Source organism: uncultured Limosilactobacillus sp. (assembly GCF_934202235.1).
Taxonomy (GTDB): Bacteria; Bacillota; Bacilli; order Lactobacillales; family Lactobacillaceae; genus Limosilactobacillus.
The window spans coordinates 1-17,132 of the sequence record NZ_CAKPXS010000037.1; the positions used below are offsets into that span (position 1 = coordinate 1).

Annotated in this window: 17 protein-coding genes, 1 riboswitch and 1 other annotated feature; of the genes, 14 read left to right on the forward strand and 3 right to left on the reverse strand. The window is 49.7% G+C overall.

Features of this window, described 5'->3' with window-relative positions; genetic code table 11:
* Positions 1-294: 294 nt before the first annotated feature.
* The 3 genes from Q0E49_RS06050 to Q0E49_RS06060 all read left to right on the forward strand — a co-directional run bounded on the left by Q0E49_RS06050 (position 295) and on the right by Q0E49_RS06060 (position 2,249).
* Positions 295-717, forward strand: coding sequence for an Hsp20/alpha crystallin family protein (locus Q0E49_RS06050; RefSeq protein ID WP_295747071.1), 423 nt, complete (start codon positions 295-297; stop codon positions 715-717).
* 92 nt (positions 718-809) lie between these two features.
* Entirely contained in the window at positions 810-1,784 is a 975-nt protein-coding gene (locus Q0E49_RS06055; RefSeq protein ID WP_295747073.1) for an amidohydrolase family protein, read from the forward strand.
* A gap of 69 nt (positions 1,785-1,853) precedes the next feature.
* Complete coding sequence (locus Q0E49_RS06060) at positions 1,854-2,249, forward strand: hypothetical protein (RefSeq protein ID WP_295747075.1); 396 nt, start codon at positions 1,854-1,856, stop codon at positions 2,247-2,249.
* Positions 2,250-2,284: 35 nt separating this feature from the next.
* Here Q0E49_RS06060 and Q0E49_RS06065 read toward each other — a convergent pair whose 3' ends face one another.
* Positions 2,285-2,485, reverse strand: a complete 201-nt coding sequence (locus Q0E49_RS06065; RefSeq protein ID WP_295747077.1) for a hypothetical protein — start codon at positions 2,483-2,485, stop codon at positions 2,285-2,287.
* A gap of 152 nt (positions 2,486-2,637) precedes the next feature.
* Between Q0E49_RS06065 and Q0E49_RS06070 the strand changes: the two genes are divergently transcribed.
* Complete coding sequence (locus Q0E49_RS06070) at positions 2,638-3,990, forward strand: amino acid permease (RefSeq protein ID WP_295747079.1); 1,353 nt, start codon at positions 2,638-2,640, stop codon at positions 3,988-3,990.
* An 81-nt stretch (positions 3,991-4,071) separates the two neighbouring features.
* Here Q0E49_RS06070 and Q0E49_RS06075 read toward each other — a convergent pair whose 3' ends face one another.
* A complete protein-coding gene (locus Q0E49_RS06075; RefSeq protein WP_295747081.1) occupies positions 4,072-4,527 on the reverse strand; it encodes a Fur family transcriptional regulator in 456 nt (151 codons plus the stop codon).
* A gap of 151 nt (positions 4,528-4,678) precedes the next feature.
* Here Q0E49_RS06075 and Q0E49_RS06080 point away from each other — a divergent pair, with 151 nt between their 5' ends.
* From Q0E49_RS06080 to Q0E49_RS06100, 5 genes are all read left to right on the forward strand, one after another.
* Positions 4,679-6,121 (forward strand): MFS transporter, encoded by a 1,443-nt coding sequence (locus tag Q0E49_RS06080; protein ID WP_295747083.1) that lies wholly within the window; start codon positions 4,679-4,681, stop codon positions 6,119-6,121.
* 37 nt (positions 6,122-6,158) lie between these two features.
* On the forward strand, positions 6,159-6,722 hold the full coding sequence (locus Q0E49_RS06085) for a DNA-3-methyladenine glycosylase I (RefSeq protein ID WP_295747085.1): 564 nt from the start codon (positions 6,159-6,161) through the stop codon (positions 6,720-6,722).
* Positions 6,723-7,075: 353 nt separating this feature from the next.
* Complete coding sequence (locus Q0E49_RS06090) at positions 7,076-8,134, forward strand: ATP-binding cassette domain-containing protein (protein WP_295747102.1); 1,059 nt, start codon at positions 7,076-7,078, stop codon at positions 8,132-8,134.
* Positions 8,135-8,138: 4 nt separating this feature from the next.
* On the forward strand, positions 8,139-8,819 hold the full coding sequence (locus tag Q0E49_RS06095) for a methionine ABC transporter permease (protein WP_295747086.1): 681 nt from the start codon (positions 8,139-8,141) through the stop codon (positions 8,817-8,819).
* Positions 8,820-8,840: 21 nt separating this feature from the next.
* Positions 8,841-9,689, forward strand: a complete 849-nt coding sequence (locus tag Q0E49_RS06100) for a MetQ/NlpA family ABC transporter substrate-binding protein (RefSeq protein WP_295747088.1) — start codon at positions 8,841-8,843, stop codon at positions 9,687-9,689.
* A gap of 70 nt (positions 9,690-9,759) precedes the next feature.
* Here the strand turns inward: Q0E49_RS06100 and Q0E49_RS06105 are convergent, their stop codons facing one another.
* The gene (locus Q0E49_RS06105; protein WP_295747090.1) at positions 9,760-10,485 is read right to left on the reverse strand and encodes a hypothetical protein; all 726 of its coding nucleotides are present in this window, start codon (positions 10,483-10,485) and stop codon (positions 9,760-9,762) included.
* Between the two features lie 96 nt (positions 10,486-10,581).
* A riboswitch (SMK box riboswitch) is annotated at positions 10,582-10,689 on the forward strand.
* Between Q0E49_RS06105 and metK the strand changes: the two genes are divergently transcribed.
* The 5 genes from metK to Q0E49_RS06130 all read left to right on the forward strand — a co-directional run.
* Positions 10,687-11,877 carry a methionine adenosyltransferase gene (gene metK / locus Q0E49_RS06110; RefSeq protein ID WP_295747092.1) on the forward strand — a complete coding sequence of 397 codons (1,191 nt, stop codon included), beginning with the start codon at positions 10,687-10,689 and terminating at the stop codon, positions 11,875-11,877. (Overlaps the previous riboswitch by 3 nt.)
* 45 nt (positions 11,878-11,922) lie before the next feature.
* Positions 11,923-12,126 (forward strand) — a binding site (T-box leader).
* Between the two features lie 57 nt (positions 12,127-12,183).
* Complete coding sequence (gene leuS / locus Q0E49_RS06115; protein WP_295747094.1) at positions 12,184-14,604, forward strand: leucine--tRNA ligase; 2,421 nt, start codon at positions 12,184-12,186, stop codon at positions 14,602-14,604.
* Positions 14,605-14,731: 127 nt separating this feature from the next.
* Positions 14,732-14,995 carry a type II toxin-antitoxin system HicB family antitoxin gene (locus tag Q0E49_RS06120; RefSeq protein ID WP_295747096.1) on the forward strand — a complete coding sequence of 88 codons (264 nt, stop codon included), beginning with the start codon at positions 14,732-14,734 and terminating at the stop codon, positions 14,993-14,995.
* Positions 14,996-15,062: 67 nt separating this feature from the next.
* Positions 15,063-16,706: a polysaccharide biosynthesis protein gene (locus Q0E49_RS06125; protein WP_295747098.1), complete on the forward strand. Its 1,644-nt coding sequence runs from the start codon at positions 15,063-15,065 to the stop codon at positions 16,704-16,706.
* Positions 16,707-16,842: 136 nt separating this feature from the next.
* Positions 16,843-17,132, forward strand: a 290-nt coding sequence (locus Q0E49_RS06130; RefSeq protein ID WP_295747100.1) for a BlaI/MecI/CopY family transcriptional regulator, incomplete at its 3' end; no start/stop codon positions are given.

Sequence of the window (17,132 nt, forward strand, 5' to 3'; positions counted from 1 at the left end):
ACAATTTTGTCTAACAATTGTAGGGCACTTCAGGTGGCCGTGGCTTTTTTCTTTAGCAGACACATGAAATAACGATCATGTGTAACAAAAAAGTTGACTTAGTTGGCGAATGAAAGGGGAAAAGAAAGCGACCAGGGAACTCTTTGGCGCAGTAAGCGTCAGTTAAGCTTGGTCAATAATAGTCAAACGCCTTTTAGCACTCTACCACTAATAGTGCTAAAAAAGTCTTGCCTCTTTCGTAAATTGGGTTAGGATATAGGTGTAATCAAGTTGAGTGGAAAGGAAGCATTTAAGATGGCTAATGAAATTGAACGGCGGAAGAACTTTTTTGATGATATGATGAACGTTCGTAACTGGATGAACCCAGGCTTCTTTGATGAAACTCCGAGTTATATGAAGACTGATATTGCTGAAACTGACAAGGAATACCGGGTTAAGGTTGATATGCCAGGCTTTAATAAGAAGGATATCCATATTAGCTACAATAACAACATCTTGACGATTACCGGGCACCGCGACACGTTTGATGACGAATCAGACCAGGAAGGTAACGTTCTTCACAGTGAGCGTCGGTATGGGCAACTTAGTCGTCAGTACCGTCTGCCAGATGTGGACATTGATAAGGTTAACGCCAAGTATACCGACGGGGTTTTGATCCTCACTTTGCCAAAGCTGACCCTCAGTGGCGATAATGGTAACCGGATTGAGATTGATTAATTAGCATTGAATAACTAAGAGGACCGTCAGGCAACTGTCGGTCTTTTTTCGTGAGTGGCTGAAGGATATAATGACTCCAGGAGGGAAGGCCAATGAAAAAGATTGATGCACATTTACACTTAGTCCGCAGCCTCGCGGGACTTAATGGTAAGGGCCGTTTAACGCCACTGGGTCACGGGAAGGCCATTTGGGACGATGGTGAAGTCATTAAGCTAATTCCCGATGGCTGGGGTGACGACCAGTTTTTAGCTGCCACGGCACTCAAAGTCATGGATCGTAACCAAATTGACAAAGCGGTTTTGCTCCAGGGAAGCCTCAATGGTTATCAAAACTATTATTCCTGGCAGGTTGCCAAGGAATATCCTCACCGGTTGATGACATCATTTGCTGTTGACCCCTTGATGGACCAGGCAATGACGATTGCCAAACGGTATGTCGATCAACTGGGAGTGCGGGTGATTAAATTTGAAATTTCCCAGGGCGGGGGTCTTCACGGCTATCACCGTGCTTTTCGGTTAGACCAGTCGCCAGCGTGTGGCCGCCTGTTTCATTACTTAGCTGATTATCCCGGAATGGTGGTGACTGTCGACTACGGCAGCGCTGACCAGGATAGTTACCAGCCGGAAGCCATTACTCACCTTGCGCAGACTTACCCGCAGTTAGACTTTGTCGTCTGCCACCTGTCATTTCCTAACTGTGACCACCTGGACCGGCTGACCAACGCTCTGGAGCAGTGGCAAAAGTTGCCTAATATTTACACTGATTTGTCCGCTATTCAGGATATTGAGGGTGAACAGGGGGATGAGCAGTCGACATTTCTCCGTTGCCAGAAGGATGTCCGGCTGGCCTTGAAGATCCTGGGCAGTAAACGGCTTATCTGGGGGACAGATTCACCGTGGTCAGCGACTTTTAATTCCTACCACCACCTGTCGACCTGGTTAAGTGATGGTGGTTGGTTGACGGCCAGCGAGCAAGAAGACATCATGGCTAACAACGCTGAACGGGTTTATTTTAAGCCCGCTAATGTTGCCGCATTGGCGGCTGCCGAGGACCCGGTAGTTCGGTAATCAGGGGCTCGTAGTTCGTCTTGCTACCCCCCCGTTTTTTGATAAGATAATTGTCAAACTTTTAAGGTGGTGACAATTATCGGAAAAATCAAATGGGTAATTGCCAGTGGACTGTTCGTTTTGCTGATTATCGGTCTCGTTAAGAATAACTTGCCGCGACAACGAGAAGCCTGGATTTATAACCGGCAGGGGTCATTGGTAAGGCATTACTCCTTACCTGGTGACCGACATGATTTAAATCGCTTGGGCAGGGTTATCGGTGATAGTGGTGGTCAAGCAGAGCGGTTGTTTTCTCCCCGGCCGCGAAACGCCGCAGTGAGGTACGTTTATCAGTGGCGTGAGAATGGCAAAGTAACTAAATTAACAGTTTATGATAACCGGGAATTATATATTGATGCCGGGCTGATTCGGACAACGGCCAAGTTGAGCCACAGCGAGTACCGGGAATTGACCAGCATAAAATAAAATAGCAGCTGCTAGCTTGTTGCTAGCAGCTGTTGTTAGTTAGCATCTTCATTGGTGGCTGGTTGGCCATTAGGGTGTTCAGCGATTCCCCGCGGGAAGTCCTGGTCGATTTGTTTGAGAATTGGAAGTAAGTAGTTAATATAAACTTGATAAGCTTTGATCGGGTCGCCACCCTGGACATTCTTGGCCATTAATGCCAGCGCAATTTCGTGGGCACGTTGTTCGTTTGAAATCATATTTTCACCTCCTGACCAGTTTACCAGATTTTCTGCTCACTGGCGGTGGTGAAGTGCAGTTTGATCAATCTTTGTGATCTTTTCCACGATGGTTACCAAGATGTGTTAAAATGAAAATTTAATAAGGAAAAAATGGCAAAGGAAATGGTGTTATGAATGAAACCAACCAGCAACCACAAAAGATGGAACGGGGCTTAAAGAATCGCCACGTTCAATTGATTGCTATCGGTGGGACCATTGGGACTGGGCTCTTTTTGGGGGCCGGAAAATCAATTCATGTAGCGGGGCCATCGATTGTTCTCGCTTATTTAATCACCGGGATTATGTGTTTCCTGCTGATGAGAGCGATGGGGGAGTTATTGCTGTCGAACCTCGGTTACCGGTCGTTTATTGAGCCAATTCGCGAATATCTTGGTGAACGGGTAAGTTTTGTGGCTGGCTGGGTTTACTGGCTGTGCTGGATCACAATTGCCATGGCGGAAATCACGGCAATTGGTCTTTATATTCAGTTATGGTTGCCACACTGTCCGCAGTGGGTACCAGGGTTAATTACCCTTGTGGTGCTCGTCTGTGTCAACTTGATTACCGTCTCAGCCTTTGGGGAAGTCGAGTTTTGGTTTGCCATGATAAAAATCGTGGCAATCGTTGCCCTGATCGCAATTGGCATTGTGTTGATGTTTCTGCAGTTTAAGTCACCAGCCGGCTATGTTACCAGCCCGAAAAACCTGGTGGCCTTTGGCGGTTTCTTTCCGCGGGGGATGAAGGGCTTTTTGATGTCTTTTCAAATGGTCGTCTTTGCCTTTGCGGGAATTGAGATGGTCGGAATGACGGCTGCTGAAACGGCCAACCCGCGGCAAGTGCTTCCCAAGGCCATTAATAGCATTCCCCTGCGGATCCTCCTGTTTTACATTGGATCGCTGCTGGTGATCATGTGCATTTATCCTTGGCAAAAATTGTCACCGAGTGCCAGTCCCTTTGTCACCGTCTTTGACGATATTGGTATCCGGGGAGCGGCTAGCATCATTAACTTCGTGGTGATTACCGCGGCGGCTTCGTCATGCAATAGTTCGTTGTACACGACTGGCCGGATGCTGGCAGAGCTGACGGCAGATTCTCGGCGACCACTAGTCCGCCGGATCAGTCAGTTATCTAGTCACAATGTTCCAGCAACGGCGATTATCTTTTCGGCGGCCATCATTGCCTTGTCGGCACTGCTTAATTACTTGTTACCTAGCAGCGTCTTTACGCTGGTATCCAGTGTGGCGACGACCAGTTTTCTCTTTATTTGGGGGTTGCTCATTTGTACTCACCTGAAATACCGGCAACTCAACCCGCAATCAGTGGGGATGCCGGCAGCACCGTATTCTGATTGGTTAGTGTTGCTGTTTCTGGCGGCGGTTGCCGTCATCCTTTGTCTGAGCCCCGACACTTTCTGGCCGCTGGTCGTGTCAGTGGCGGTGATTGCACTGCTCACGGTCGTCTCACTTTCGAAAAAGAATTTATAACAAAAAAAGCTGGTCGTTAAACCAGCTTTTTTAGTTATGTTTAAGTCATTTAGCATTAAATTACTGTCATGACTTGCCTTATTATTGTTTGAGCCCTAATTTGTATTGGCAGTCAGGGCAGAGCCCGTGGACTTCAATATCGCTTTGGGTAATTAAGTAGCCGCTACTTTTTCTGGCAATGTCTTGCAACTGGCGGTTAAGCGTCGCAAACTCATTGTCAAACACGTCGGTAATCTTGCCGCAATTATCGCAGACTACGTGAAAGTGTGGTCGCCCGAAGTAGTCGTAGTGGGCGCTACCGTCACCGGTTTTTAACTCAATTACCAGTTTGTAGTCGACCAGGACTTTCAGCGTGTTGTAGATTGTTGCCAGGCTGATGTTATCAACCTCGTTTTTCAGGTCTTCATAAATCATTTCAACCGTCGGGTGGGTATGGTGGCTGATCAGGTAGCGAAGGATAGTTTTTCGCTGCGGAGTCAGCCGGACGTGATTATCCCGGAGTCTGGCAACTGCTAATTGATATTCGTTTTCAGCCATGAAAATACCTCCCTTATAATTATTATAAACTGACTTTATTGTAGCACGATCCGCCAATTATGCAATTGCTACGTCTTGACCCTCTAAGGTAGAGCAGTTATAATCAAGTCGCAAAAAAGAGTCTAGATAAGAAAGAATAGAGGTTGATTTGATGACAAGAAGTATTGATCAAAACGGCCGCCAGTATAGCCGTTTTTGGTTTATTCTGACCCTGCTGCTGGGTACTTTTACCATGTCGATTAGCCAGTCATCCCTGTCGACTGCCTACCCAACACTGATGCAGGCTTTCAACATCCCGGCGTCCACTGTCCAATGGCTGACCACGGGGTTCATGCTGGTAATGTGTGTCAGCATGCCAATTAGTCCCTGGCTGCTTAATAACATTAGTTTTCGGACGCTTTATTTAGCCGACCTGGTCCTTTTCGACGTTGGTTCGTTGATGATTGTGATGACGCCGGCCGGCTGGGGGATTAACGGCTTCTGGTTCATGATGGTGGGCCGGGTAATGCAGGCCTTTGCCGTCGGGGTTCTTTTTCCGTCTTACCAATCCGTCTTGTTGACGATTACACCGGAAGAAGAGCGTGGCCTGACAATGGGGGTTGCCGGTTTAGTCATGGGTTCAGCCCTTGCTGTTGGACCGATTGTATCCGGCATTGTCCTCAAGTTCTTTACCTGGAAGAGTCTGTTTATCTTCTTCATGATTGTGATTACCGTCATTTTTGCTGTCGGTGCGCTCGGCGCAATCCGCGACGTGATGGTGCGGCACCAAACGGGTTTGGACTGGTTGTCCGTTATCCTTTCACTAGGGTTGATTGGCGTGATGTACGTGATTAACAAGGTGGGCAAGCAACAAGTTGACTGGGGACTGGCAACGATCATTTTGGTTGTCAGCGTGCTTATGCTAGTTTGGTTCGTGGCCCGGCAATTTCACCTCCAGACGCCGCTATTGGAGCTGCGTGTCCTGAAAACCTTTAATTATGATTTGGCAATTATGCTAACGGCGTTGTCCTATGTGGCCTTAATTGTCACGACCATTATCTTTCCCTTGTACTACCAGGGAGTGCTCAAACTCTCGCCATTTGCTTCCGGGATGTCGTTAGTGCCGGGGGCAGTTCTGCTGAGCTTGCTGAACCCGGTCACTGGGTGGCTCGCCGACCGATTAGGCTACAAGCCAACGATGCTGCTGGGGATGGTCATGATCATTTGCGGCTGGCTGGGAGCGATGTTTTTGGTCAGTTCGCAAAGTTTGCTGGTGATGATTCTTTGTGCAATGGTGATCGAGGGTGGCAACGCCTTTGTCATGATGCCGGCGGTAACAATGGGGGCCAACTCATTGCCGGATGAACTTGTTTCCCACGGCACGGCCGTTATTACTACCATTCGCCAGGTCTTTGGCTCTACCGGGGTTGCCGTCGCAACAATTGTCCTGACAGCGGCAACGAAGAGCGCTGAACGGCGGGGAGTATCATCATTATCTGCTAACCTGCATGGCTACCACCTGGTGTTCATCATGATGGTGGTGGTTGCCGTCATCGGTTTGGTAATGGCTTTATTACTACGTGACGATACGGCCAAGAAAAAAGGTAATAACTAGTTCTTACTGCCGTACCTCTTAGTGAGGGGTGAAAACAATGACAAGCAAAAAGCGGCCCACATGGGCGGAACAAAACGATAAGATGAGAGAATACTACGACCATTACTGGGGGTTCCCGCTTCACAATGACCACCAGCTCTTTGAGTTATTTTCCTTGGAAATTTTTCAGGCGGGGCTGAGCTGGAATGGCGTTTGGCAGAAAAGAGCGGCCCTGCGGCGGGCGTTTGCTGACTTCCAGATTAACCGGGTGGCCGCAATGGACCACGATGACTTCTTACGGTTGATGAGGAACCGCTCAATTATTCGCAACCAGCGAAAGATTTTGGCGACTATCCATAACGCCCAGGCAGCTCAACAAATCAAACGGCAACGGAGAATCGGTTTTGCTGAATATTGTTGGCAGCTGGTTGATAACATCCCGCAACCGTCACCGGTTGGCGAGGGTGAAGACCTCCCGCCACAGACAGTCTTGTCGAAAAGGGTCAGCCAGCAACTGCACCGTGATGGTTTTAGTGGTGTCGGTCCGGTGGTGGCAATGAGCTTCTTGTGTGCTAGTGGAATGATCGATGTTCGTCAGCAGAAAAATTCAAAAAAGTGTTGACATCATTTTCAAGATTCGCTATTATAGCATCAATCAAATATTAAAGTTTGCTGAGAACAGATGAGTAATCTTTCACAAACCGTTAACAGAAAGCGCGGTCGATGAAAAAGTGCACGGAATGGAAAGATGAAGATGGTCTGGGAGCAGGCAGCGTGGTGAGCAATTGCAAACCGCGCATGGGAGAGCCCATTATTGCTCAACGGTTTGCGACTGAGTTGTGAACTGGTGAAGGCTGTTTGCCGAGAGACAAGCAGTGAAAATGGGTGGTAACACGTTAATTAACGTCCCTGTTGTTTCAAGCGTTGAAGCAGCAGGGATTTTTCTTTGGATTTGTAATGAAAGAGGTTTGGATGATGATCGATTTTAAGGATGTCAGTGTGACGTTCCACGACAGCGGCAAAGAAGTGCGAGCCGTCAAAAACGTCAGCCTGACAATTGAAGACCAAGATATCTATGGAATTGTCGGTTATTCCGGGGCCGGAAAAAGCACCCTGGTCCGAACCATCAACCTCCTGCAGGAACCAACCGGCGGGCACGTCCTGGTCAACGGGACGGACTTCACAAAGTTATCGGAAAAGGAACTTCGTCAGCACCGGCGGAAGATTGGGATGATTTTCCAACACTTCAACTTACTGGAGAGCCTTACGATCTTCGATAACGTTGCGTTTCCGCTCCGCCACACCGGCAAGTCCAAGCAGGAGATTAGGAAAAAGGTCAGAGAACTATTAGCACTTGTTGGTCTCGCTGATAAGGAAAAAGTCTACCCGAGCCAGCTCTCAGGTGGTCAAAAACAGCGGGTCGCGATTGCCCGGGCGCTGGCCAACGATCCGCAAATCCTCCTTAGTGACGAAGCCACAAGCGCGTTGGATCCGAAGACGACCCTCCAAATTTTGCGCTTGCTGAAAAAACTGAATAAGCAGCTGGGGCTGACCATCGTCCTCATTACCCACCAGATGGAAGCCGTTAAGGCGGTCTGCAATAAGGTGGCGGTGATGGAATACGGTCGGGTGATTGAGCAAGGATCCGCAGCCCAGATCTTCAGTGAACCGCAAGAAAAGCTGACCCAGGAATTCATCCGGGTGGCGAGCCACGTTGACGAGGCCTTAACGACCCTGCGACAAAGCGACCGTTTCCACTTGGGCAATGACGAACAATTGCTGCAGCTGACTTATAACGGTACTAACACCGACCAGCCGCTGATTGCCTCGCTGTTTAGCAACTTTGGCGTGGTTGCCAACATCCTTTACGGAAACGTTGACCTGATTCAAGACGTCCCGCTGGGAAACTTGATCATCAGTCTCCGTGGCGATTCCACGAAGCGACAAGCCAGCATTGATTACCTAAAGAAGCAGGGGGTTCACGTGACTGAATTATCATTAAGCACGAGTGACCACCAGCTGGAAGGAGAGTGATAATATGGCAAGTTTTATCGCAACGTATTTACCGAACGTAGCAGCGGATCCGCAAAGCTTCGTGACAGCGACGGGACAGACCCTGTACATGACCCTGTGGACGTCACTGGTTGCCGGGATTATCGGGTTGCTGGTCGGTGTCTTGTTAGTAGTGACCCGGCCGGGAGGACTTTACCAAAACAAGCCCTTCTTCCAGGTGCTCGATAAGGTCGTCAACATTGTCCGGGCGATCCCGTTCATTATCCTGCTAGCACTACTGGCAACGGTCACCCAGCACATTGTTGGGACGACTATTGGGTCAAAAGCCGCCTTGGTGCCGCTGGTTGTTTGTGTGATTCCGTTTTATGGGCGGCAAATCGAAACGGCCCTGCTAGAAGTTGATCCTGGCGTGGTCGAGGCTGCCCAAGCAATGGGGATTAGCCGGATGGGTATTATTTTCCGTGTTTACCTGCGTGAGGGCCTGATCAGTATTGTCAGGGTATCAGCACTGACAATTATCAGCCTGATTAGCCTGACGGCGATGGCCGGCGCGGTCGGTGGTGGTGGCCTTGGTGACCTGGCTATTTCTCAGGGTTACAACCGTTTTGAAAACGATATTACCATCGTCGCGACGTTGCTGATCTTACTGCTGGTATTGATCAGTCAACTGATTTGCAACTTAATCATCAAGAAGCTTAGTCATTAATTACGAGAGGGGATCATCAATATGAAGTTTAAAAAGTTATTATTAGGTGCTGCCACCTTTGTGGCTGTTGCTGGCTTGACTGCCGTTTTTAGTTTGGACCACCAGGAAGTTGCCCATGCCGCTGACAAGACGGTCAAGATTGGGCTGACTGGTTCTAACGAAACGCCGGTCTGGAAAAACGTAGCTTCCCGGCTGAAAAAGCAGGGGATTAACCTGAAGATTGTTACTTTTTCCGATTACAACCAGCCTAACAAGGCGCTGGCCAACGGCGATCTTGATCTGAATGCCTTTCAAACCAAGATTTTCCTGGATAACTACAATAAGGAACACCACACGCACCTGGTAAGTATTGGTAATACCATCGTTTCACCGCTGGGAGTTTACTCGAAGAAAGTGAAGTCGATTAAGGCAATTAAGAAGGGCTCCACCATCGCTATTCCTAACGACGCCACCAATGAAGGCCGGGCCCTGCTCTTGCTGCAGAATGCGGGTTTAATTAAAGTTAAGAATAACTCCAGCAACACGCCAACGCCGAGCGACATTACTAGCAATAAAAAGCATTTGAAGATTAAGACGCTCGATGCGTCGCAAACTGCCCGTTCACTGCGTTCCGTCGAAGCATCAGTAATTAACGGTGGGGTGGCTGCCGATGCTGGTCTGAAGCCGGCTAAGGACGCCCTGATTCGCGAAAAGCTTAACAAGCAGATTAAGCCATACGTTAACGTGATCGCTGCTAAGAGCAGCAAGAAAAATGACCCGACTTACAAGAAGGTTGTGAAGGCTTACCAGACTGAAGCAACCAAGAAGGTCATCAACCAAACGAGTAAGGGCGCTGAACTACCAGCCTGGAACAAGTTTGGCAAAAAGTAATGATGAAAAACAAGAAGATAATAAAAAGACGCTGTTTGAAACAGCGCCTTTTTATTATTATTTAGTTAACCTAGCTCCAGTAGGTTAGGATAATGACCAGCATTTCGGTGAAGGATACGACGGCCATCTGCTTATCCAGGTCACCTCGTTGCTGCATCACGAACCAGCTGACGACGATGATGATCACAGCAATAATTACTGGTAATTTTAGGGAACGGAGACAGAGGCAAGCAATAGCCAGTCCACCGGTGAGGAGCTGGTCAATCATCCGCCGGCTGCGACGACTAACGAAGGGAACAGTTTGGTAGAACAAGACGATGGCAAAGAGGGGAAGCAGTTCTTTCAGGTACGAGCCGGCAACAAAGCCAGTGGTCAAACGCACCAGAGCAATCGGAATACTAAAACAGAAGGTAATGCTGTAGGCAATTAATCCCGTTTCAGCGGGGGCGTCCAGCAATCCGAGTTGGATGAGCAGCATCGTTACCGGAAAAAGCACCAAGAGGGCGACCAGTAACACGTTACCGTGCCAGAGGCCACTGAAGGATAACACGATGGTTGCCACCAAGACGGGCAGGTTGAGTGCCGAGCGGAGGTGGTGCTCATACATCATGACAATGGTAAAGGCGGCGAGTAGCTCGTAGAGAAAGAGCGGAGCTAGGTGGATCTTAAATGACGTCGTGCTGACCCCCACGGCATAAGACAGGGGGACGTATGACCAGCAGATCATTTGAACGACCACGTTGGGAATAATTAATGGCCAGTCGATGGCCCGCCACTGCGCGGCTAGTTTGTTCATGTTAAGGAAGCTCCTTTATTGGTATTCTAAGGCCCTATTATAGCAGTTATGGCGAGGATGAGGTTGCGTTTGATGAGAGGATTGTGATAATATTTTCATCGTTATGAAGCAAATTCCCGATAGGATTCGTGGTCACACGAAGATGCCTTGTAACCGACTATCTACGCAATTAATGCAGAACTAATGGGGGAATTATTGAAGATGAAAGAACGACACTTGTTTACTTCGGAATCGGTTTCTGAGGGACACCCGGATAAGATTGCCGACCAGATTTCTGACTCGCTGCTGGACGCGATGCTAGCACAGGACCCGGATTCGCGTTGTGCGATTGAAACGTCAGTCACAACTGGTCTGGTCCTCGTTTTTGGGGAAGTTTCCACTAAGGCGCATGTTAACGTCCAAAAAGTGGTTCGGCAGACGATCCTGTCACTGGGCTACACGGATGCGAAGTTCGGTTTCGATGGCAAGACCTGTGCAGTCCTGGTCGCATTAGACGAACAGTCACCTGATATTGCACAGGGGGTTGATGCGGCATTGGAAAGCCGAGATGAAAATGATGACGACGTCTTGGATAAGATTGGCGCTGGCGACCAGGGACTGATGTTTGGTTATGCGACCGACGAGACGCCGGAATACATGCCATTATCATTAGTACTGAGCCACCACTTAATGCAAAAGCAGGCCCAGCTGCGCAAGAGCGGTCAACTGCCGTACCTGCGTCCAGATGCCAAGGCTGAAGTGACGGTTGAATACGATGAACATGATAAGCCGGTGCGGGTGGACACGGTAGTCCTCAGTACCCAGCATGACCCGGAAGTGAGCCAGGAACAGTTGCACCAAGATGTTAAGGAGCAGTTGATCAAGAAAGTCATCCCGGCTGAACTGCTGGATGACCAGACCCGCTATCTGATTAACCCGACTGGCCGCTTCGTTATTGGTGGTCCCCAGGGGGATGCCGGGCTTACCGGGCGCAAGGTGATCGTTGACACGTACGGTGGAGCTGCCCACCATGGTGGCGGGGCCTTTTCTGGCAAGGATGCCACGAAGGTGGACCGCTCGGCTAGTTATGCCGCTCGCTATATCGCGAAGAACCTGGTAGCGGCTGGCTACGCGAAGAAGGCCGAAATTCAAGTTGCCTACGCCATCGGGGTTGCCCAGCCGGTTTCTATCCGGATCGATACTTACGGGACCGGGACGAAGAGTGAATCTGAAATGATCGCTGCGGTTCGGAAGGTCTTTGACCTTCGTCCTGCCGGGATTATTAAGATGCTTGACCTCAAGCGGCCAATTTACCGGCAAACCGCCGCTTATGGTCACTTTGGCCGCGACGATATTTCCTTGCCATGGGAACAACTGGACAAGGTTGCAGAATTACAAAAGATTCTGGGCTAGTTGGTGCTCAGGAGTTGAATTGTGAACAAAAAGTTGCTAGAATATAGCCACTTTATTACCGAGAGATAGTAGGAAATCACTCATTATCAGCGACCGCGTGGTTGGTGAGAACGTGGAATGGGTCTTTTTGAACTGGCTTGGTCAAATTGCCGCTGAAGCACAGTAAGCGGCGACGCTGGTTGCGTTATCGCCGGAGAGTGTCCCGCAGTGCGGGAAAGATAGGTGGTACCGCGAAAAATCGTCCTGTTGAGCAGCAATGCTCGATGGGGCTTTTTTGTTGGTACGAAGAAAAGGAGCGATGAATTAATGGCTTACGATCATTCGACAATCGAAAAAAAGTGGCAGAAATTCTGGAAGAAAAACCAGACCTTTAAGGCGACGCTTAATAAGGATCAAAAGAAGTACTACGTCTTGGATATGTTCCCTTACCCGTCAGGACAAGGCCTCCACGTTGGTCACCCCGAGGGCTACACCGCGACCGATGCGGTGGCCCGGATGAAGCGGATGCAGGGCTTTAACGTCCTTCACCCGATGGGCTTTGACGCTTTTGGTCTGCCAGCTGAACAATACGCACTGAAGACGGGCCATAATCCGAAGGGCTTTACCGACAAAAACATCAACCACTTCCGCGATCAGATCCAGTCACTGGGCTTTTCTTACGACTGGTCACGGGAAGTCAACACCACTGATCCGGAATACTACAAGTGGACGCAGTGGATCTTTGAGCAGCTTTACAAGAAGGGCTTAGCCTACGAAGACGAAATTGAAGTTAACTGGGCTCCTGACTTTATGGGCGGTACAGTGGTGGCCAACGAAGAAGTCGTTGACGGCAAGACTAAGCGTGGTGGCTACCCGGTTTACCGAAAACCGATGAAGCAGTGGGTTTTGAAGATTACCGCCTACGCTGACCGGCTGATTAAGGACCTCGACCTGGTTGACTGGCCGGAAAACATTAAGGAAATGCAACGCAACTGGATTGGCCGTTCGGAAGGGGCCGAAATCCGTTTTGCGGTTGATGGTCATGACGGGCAAGTGATTACCGTTTACTCCACCCGGCCGGATACCCTCTACGGTGCCAGCTATATTGTCTTGTCACCGGAGCATGAACTGGTCAACAAGATTACTACTGCTGACCAGCAGGCTGCAGTCAAGGCTTACCAGGAACAGGCCGCACGGCGGTCTGAACGTGAACGGACTGACGACAGCAAGGAAAAGACCGGTGTCTTCACTGGTGCTTACGCTATCAACCCGGTTAGTGGCGAAAAGCTGCCGATTTGGATTGGTGACTACGTCCTTCCGTCATACGGAACGGGCGCGATTATGGCAGTTCCGGCCCACGATGAACGTGACTGGGAATTTGCCAAGAAGTTTGGTCTGCCAATTAAGGAAGTAATTGCCGGTGGCAACGTTGAAGAAAAGCCATACACCGGGAGTGGAGAACATGTTAATTCACCACTAGTTGACGGCCTAGACAACAAGGCAGCTATTAAGAAGATGATTGACTGGCTGGAAGAGCACCATGCTGGGAAGGCCAAGGTGAATTACAAGCTGCGTGATTGGATCTTCAGCCGCCAGCGTTACTGGGGTGAACCAATTCCGGTGATTCACTGGGACGACGGGACAACTTCACTGGTCCCAGAAGATCAATTGCCAGTAAGACTGCCAGATACCGATGACATTAAACCATCGGGGACCGGGGAGAGTCCACTGGCAAACGTCAAGGACTGGGTCAACGTTTATGATAAAAATGGTCGCCACGGGCTGCGGGAAACCAATACGATGCCGCAATGGGCCGGATCCTCATGGTACTGGTTGCGTTACTGTGACCCGCACAATGACCAGGTCTTTGCTTCAAAAGAAGCCCTGGACTACTGGTCACCGGTTGACCTCTACGTCGGTGGTTCTGAACACGCCGTTCTGCACTTGCTTTACGCCCGTTTCTGGCACAAGGTCCTGTACGACTTGGGCCTGGTACCAACACCAGAACCGTTTATGAAGCTGGTTAACCAGGGGATGATCCTTGGCGAAAACCACGAAAAGATGAGTAAGTCGAAGGGCAACGTCGTCAACCCGGACGAAATTGTCGACCAGTACGGGGCGGATACCCTACGGCTCTACGAAATGTTCATGGGCCCATTGACTGAATCTGTGCCGTGGGATCCGAAGGGTCTTCACGGGGCAAACAAGTGGGTACACCGGGTATGGCGCCTCTTGATGGATGACAACAACCACTTGCGTGACCGTGTTTCTACCTTCAACGATGGCAAGCTGACCGCGGTCTACAACCAAACCGTCAAAAAGGTAACGGATGATTACGAACGGCTGCACTTCAACACGGCAATCTCACAGTTGATGGTCTTTGTGAACGAAGCCTACAAGGTGGATGACTTGCCGGTTGAATACATGGAAGGCTTTGTCAAGATGTTGGCACCAATCATGCCGCACCTGGCGGAAGAATTATGGAGCCACTTCCACGAAAGCGACACCATTACTTACCAGCCATGGCCAAAGTATGACGAATCAGCACTGCAGTCCAGCACGATTGAAATGATGGTCCAGGTTAACGGTAAACTTCGGGCTAAGCTGCAGGTCGAAAAGGACAGTGACCGTGATGCCCTCCAAAAGCTGGCACTCGCCAACGAACACGTCAAGAAGTTCGTCGATGGCAAGGACATCAAGCGGGTGATTGTCGTTCCCAACAAGATTATTAACATTGTTGCCAAGTAGTGGTTAACGATAAAAGATGACTGTCAGCTGGCAGTCGTCTTTTTAAATTGCGGATAAGTTTGAGAAAACGAGGTTCGCCGCCGCGAGTGACGCGTTATAATCAGCAGAAAAATAACAGAGGTGCGAAATGAATGAAGTAACATATCCGGCAGTGATCACTAAGACTCAGCAGGGACTGCGGGTTGATTTTCCGGACTTGCCAGATGCTTTTGCTCACGGGGAGAACAAGCAGGCGGCAATCAGCAATGCCCAGTTAGCACTGGCGATGGTGATCATTGACCGGCAGACCCACTATGAAGAAGTGCCAACGCCCAGTCCACTCGCTCAGGTGGCGGCGAACCACCCGGAAGGGCAAGTTAACGAAATTACCGTTGACTTGGACCAGTATTAAGCCGTTGCAGTGCTGAACCGACCAGGGTAAAATAGACGGGTCGACTTTACATGAGGGAGTTTTGAAGATGGCAAATCAAACTGGCAGTGGCCAAAGTGGTCAGCAGAATGCCAAGCAAAAAATGATTACTGGTTCGGCGTGGATGACTGCCGGCAGCATTACCTCGCGAATCCTCGGGGCAATCTATATCATCCCGTGGGTCACCTGGTTTGGAATCTATAGCAACCAGGCCAATGCGGCCTATGCCCAGGGGTACAACATTTACAGTATCTTTATTACTATTGCCACAGCGGGAATTCCGTCAGCAATTTCAAAAATGGTGGCCCACTACAACGGGTTAAACCAGACTAACATGAGCCGGAAACTTTACCGCGCCGGGATTACGGTGGCCATTATTTCCGGTGTCATTTGTGCCGCTATCATGATGGTGGGCGCCCCGCTTTTTGCCAAGGGTGATAAGACGGTCACGCCGGTGATTCGGTCACTTTCCTGGGCCATCCTGGTTATTCCATGGATGAGTATTACCCGGGGCTACCTGCAGGGGTACAGCTGGATGGCGCCATCAGCCATGTCGCAATTTGTTGAACAGCTTTTCCGGGTAATTTATATGCTGTCGGCAACTTACTTAATTATGAAGTTGGGTTCAGGTAACTGGGTTCATGCCGTTACTCAGTCCACCTTTGCCGCCTTTATTGGGGCGATTGGCAGTGTGGCTGTCCTCGGTTGGTCCTACCTACGCCACCTGGGTGAAATGAAGGAAATGAGTGACCGGGCGGAGCCATTAACTCAGGATGTCTCGGCCTTTCGACTGATTTTAGATATTGTCTACCAGGCCATCCCCTTCATTATTATCGAGTCTGGCATTATAATTTTTCAACTGGTCGACCAGTATACCTTTGACCCGATGATGAGGGCAGTCGGCCACTTTACTCACTACCAGTTAGATGTTTTGTACGCCCTCTTTAGTTTTAACGCCAACAAACTGTACATGATTGTCATTTCGTTAGCATCGGCCATGGCGGTTACGGCTATTCCGTTACTAGCGGAAGCCCGGGTTCAAGACGACCAGCAGGGGATGCGGGAGCAAATTTCGAGCATTTTGATGTTGTTTTACTTCGTGATGATTCCGGCGTCACTGGGATTGTCAGCACTGGCCCAACCCATTTACACGGTCTTTTACCGTTACGATCCCGCGGGGGTGACGATGTTGAAGTTTGCTGCCTATATTTCGATTGCCCTAGGCCTTTACACCGTTGCTGCCGCAATGATGCAAGGGATTTCGGAAAATATGCGAATGATGAAGTACTTGGTGATCGGGCTAGGAATTAAGCTGCTTCTCCAATTTCCACTGATTTGGCTGTTCAAGGGTGTTGGGCCGTTGTTAGCGACCGGCGTATCCATGACTGTAATTAATTACCTGATCTTGCACTCCTTCAACGAGGAATTCCGCCTGCCATTTCATCGAATGGCCAGGGATACCAACCAAATCCTGATGTTTTCACTGGTAATGTATGCCGTGACGGCCGCCTTCGTGATGGTGATGAATCTCTTTACCAGTCCCTACGGCCGTTTTACGGCAGCACTAACGATGGTGGTTGGTGTTTTCCTTGGTGGGGGCATCTACGCTTATCTCAGCCTGAAGTTTCGCTTAGCGGACCGGCTGCTGGGCCCGCGTGTTGGTGTCTTGCGCGACCGGCTCCATATTCGTTAATCACATTAAAATAACGCGACCGTTAACGGGTTGACGAGGGTCAAACGTTAACGGCCTTTTATTACAGCGACAATTGCTTGCTAATTTAGGTTGACAGTTGTAAACTATTAAATAGAAAAGAAGGGGAGGGCTGACAATGGCAGCAAATGAACTAATGATTTCGCCGGCGGAATGGCAGGTAATGCGGGTTGTTTGGACCCGCGGCGACGTGACGAGTACGGAGCTAACCCACCTACTGGCGGAAAGTACTGGCTGGCAGGCAGCCACGGTGAAGACGCTCCTGCGACGGTTAGTCAAGAAGGGGTTTGTTACCACTAGTCGGCAGGGTAGGGCTTTTCATTACCGCCCGCTGGTTGATGAACGGGCCACAATGGAAGAAGCTGCGGACCAGTTATTTGACGCCCTTTGTGCACACCAGAACGGGCC